The 2,864-nt window shown below is 59.1% G+C and carries 5 protein-coding genes; 3 read left to right on the plus strand and 2 right to left on the minus strand.

Translation table 11 applies throughout. From position 1 onward, the window contains the following. A partial coding sequence (locus ACE3OH_RS15160) for a hypothetical protein (protein WP_374354615.1) occupies positions 1-294 on the minus strand: 294 nt, incomplete at its 3' end. 788 nt (positions 295-1,082) lie between these two features. Beyond that, positions 1,083-1,370, minus strand: a complete 288-nt coding sequence (locus tag ACE3OH_RS15165) for a YciI family protein (protein ID WP_374354618.1) — start codon at positions 1,368-1,370, stop codon at positions 1,083-1,085. A gap of 129 nt (positions 1,371-1,499) precedes the next feature. On the opposite strand from ACE3OH_RS15165, the gene ACE3OH_RS15170 reads away from it, so the two are divergent. From ACE3OH_RS15170 to ACE3OH_RS15180, 3 genes are all read left to right on the plus strand, one after another. Beyond that, positions 1,500-1,772 (plus strand): winged helix-turn-helix transcriptional regulator, encoded by a 273-nt coding sequence (locus ACE3OH_RS15170; protein WP_374354621.1) that lies wholly within the window; start codon positions 1,500-1,502, stop codon positions 1,770-1,772. Positions 1,773-1,990: 218 nt separating this feature from the next. Further along, positions 1,991-2,383, plus strand: coding sequence for a hypothetical protein (locus tag ACE3OH_RS15175; RefSeq protein ID WP_374354624.1), 393 nt, complete (start codon positions 1,991-1,993; stop codon positions 2,381-2,383). Further along, on the plus strand, positions 2,383-2,864 hold a 482-nt coding region (locus ACE3OH_RS15180; RefSeq protein WP_374354627.1), incomplete at its 3' end, for a LiaI-LiaF-like domain-containing protein. The genes ACE3OH_RS15175 and ACE3OH_RS15180, both read left to right, overlap by 1 nt.

Below are 2,864 nucleotides of genomic sequence, written 5' to 3' on the forward strand. Positions count from 1 at the left end.
TTGCTTGGCATCGAGCTTGGGACGCAGTGCCCGACCAGGCAGGCCGGCGCCACTGAGGCTGGCATGGTCAACCTGGATGTCGTGCGCATTGAGCACGATTCGCCGCGTGTCCTGGCGTACCTCGATGTCGATCTGCTCCTCGCCGTGCAGGCGATGGGTGCGTAGATCGGGCAAAAAATGCACAACATAGCTGAGCGGCACCACATCCTTGGGCAACTTGCCCGGCGTGCTTTGAAACGAGAAAGGCGCTTCAGCGCAAGCAGCGGCGGATATCAGGTAAACAGCAGCAGCCATGCCGCATTGCGCGGCAAGGTGCTTCAGTCCCGGGGCAAACACAGTGGGGCGGCGAATCATCGAATAGGGTCTCACGAGCGGGATAAGGGAGGCGCAAGGCGGCGCTCTGGGTCGATCTACCTTGCTTGGGTGGTCGACATGCCGTCACTGTTACGTGTCATGTTGGCAATTGGATGCAGACTGTCGGTATGCCCAGCGAACCGAGCGCAAAGAGAACACATGGCGAAGGCCTAGCCTATCGCTCGGCGGGATGCCGGGCTGAATAAGCTTGTCGCACGAGTCTTGGTGGTTGCGCTTAGGCAGTCGTGGGCCAGGGCGTAGGCCGCGCATGTGAAGGCCTATGGCTGCCGCGCCGGCCGAATTGCAGTGAAGCGGCATCAGCAGTGCGCTGACTAGGCTAGTCGCTCAGCGCCAGCTGGATTGGTGCTCGCCTTGGTAGATGCCCGCACAGAATATGGCGCAGCAGCTCGACTTGCTGCTGGAAATTGGCAAAGAAGCCATCGAGCCCGGCCCGCATGCCCCCGGTCGTTGCGGCGATCAACGCAGGCAGGGCATGCTTGCAGGGACATTCGCGCAGGGAAGCTTGTCTTGGGGAAGCGTTGAACAAATCCACTTACGCGAAAAAGGGCGGCTCCCCCGCGCAACGTGGGGGCGGAAGGGGGAATAGAACAGCCAGTAATCAACAATTACCCTCTGCCGCTTGAGTCCCGATTTTCCCGGAATCGGCGATGCTGGTTGAAAACTCGATTTATTCAGCGCTTCTTTAAGATGATTCGTTCTGAATCAGCTCAAACGAATAGCGGTTTCAATTCCGGCGAAAACATGACCGGATCAAACTCTTTGACCGTATAGCTGGCAAGGGACGCCAGAACCAGTGGATCGAAACTGAAAATACGTTCTACTTCCTCACGGCTTTGGTGTTTGGAGATGATAATGCCGCCAGTTCGAGGAACCTTTCTGCCGCCGAAAAATAACTGCCCCTGGGCGTAGTGGCCTGATAAATATTCCCTGTGTGCGACGATGTATTTGTCAACCATATCAAGGGGGGCAGTGAAGTCCATTTCAATGAGGAACATGGGCAATACTCGCTTGTTTGGAGTGGCGATGTTGGCTAGAATATCGCTTCGATTTCAGAAGCGCAATATGTGATGAAAAATTCCACACCAGGTAGTCAGGTTCGCGGATCGGTATCCGGGCGTCCCATCATGGTCATTCTCGACCTTTTGGGGCGTCGCTGGGCAATGCGAATACTGTGGGAGCTCGGTGTTGCTCCCCGCTCATTCCGCGAATTGCAGGCGCAATGCGAGAATGTCTCTTCCAGCGTGCTCAATACCCGATTGGGCGAGCTCAGAGAAGCCTCGCTGATTGATCTTGGCAATGAAGGCTATTGTCTGACTAGCCAGGGCGAAGAGTTAATGCGCGTCATTGCGCCACTTCGTGCATGGGCTGATGCGTGGGCGGCGCAGCGCGACACTTGACTGCGCGCTGAGGCTGCCGACGGCTTGTTTGGCATAGCGGTAGCCGCTTGCGGCGATGCGGGTGGAGGCGGCGTAAGCAAGACAGGGCGATGGCGGGCACGAAATCGTGGCGAGGTTTTCCGTCATTCACCGATGCGCAGCGTGCATTCACCGAATTTTGCCCACCTGCGCGTGGTTGGCCGCTATGGTTGAGGCCATCAATCAACGCTGGAGCCACCATGCATCATCATTGCGAACACTGGATCGACCATCATCCGCGTCGCCGCCTGCGCAAGCATTTGTTCCTTGGCTTGTCGCTGATCGCCATTGGCGTGGCGTTTTTCATGGTGAATGCCGGCCTGATCAGCCAGGCGATGGCCCTGACGCTGTGGCCGGCCTTGATCGCCATCATGGGGTTGGTGCGTATCGTGACTGCCAGCCGTGCTTTCGACGTGGTAGGCGGCGTGGCGCGCATCGCGGTGGCCGGCTGGTTGTATGCCTGCCTTGAGCATATCGGCGGCTGGACCTTTCGCGATAGCTGGCCGGCAGTAATCATCGTGCTGGGGCTGATGTTCATGGCCAAGGGCCTGCTGCGCCCGACGCGCCCGGCTCACCCTCAAGGGAGCAAGTGATGCGCTGTCACCATCCCGATCATTACAAGCATCGCCAACAGCGGCGCATTGTGCTGGGTGCCTTTCTGGTGCTGGGCGGCGTGCTGGCCCTGCTGGGAAATCTGAATATCATCGATGCGGGCAATGTCTGGGGCTTCTGGCCGCTGCTGCTATGCGCGTTCGGCGTATTGCGCCTGATGCAGGCGCGGCATCTGGGCGGCTATGTGGTCGGCGGTGGCTTGCTGCTGTTGGGCGGGGCGCTGACCTTGCAGCATATGGGCATCGTGCACCACATCATGCATTACGTCTGGCCGGCGCTGGTGATCCTGGGCGGGGTGGCCATCATCGCCAAGGGCTTTGCGCCACCGCGCGCGCGCGGCTATGTGTCGGGCAATGGCGAGGACGATATGCACCGCTCGGAGGTCAATATCAGCGCCACCCTCAGTGGCGCTGCGCTGCGCAATGATTCGCCCGAATTCACCGGCGGCGAGCTGTCTGCCGT

Origin of the sequence: Chitinimonas sp., assembly GCF_041904975.1 — a bacterium.
GTDB lineage: Bacteria > Pseudomonadota > Gammaproteobacteria > Burkholderiales > Chitinimonadaceae > Chitinimonas.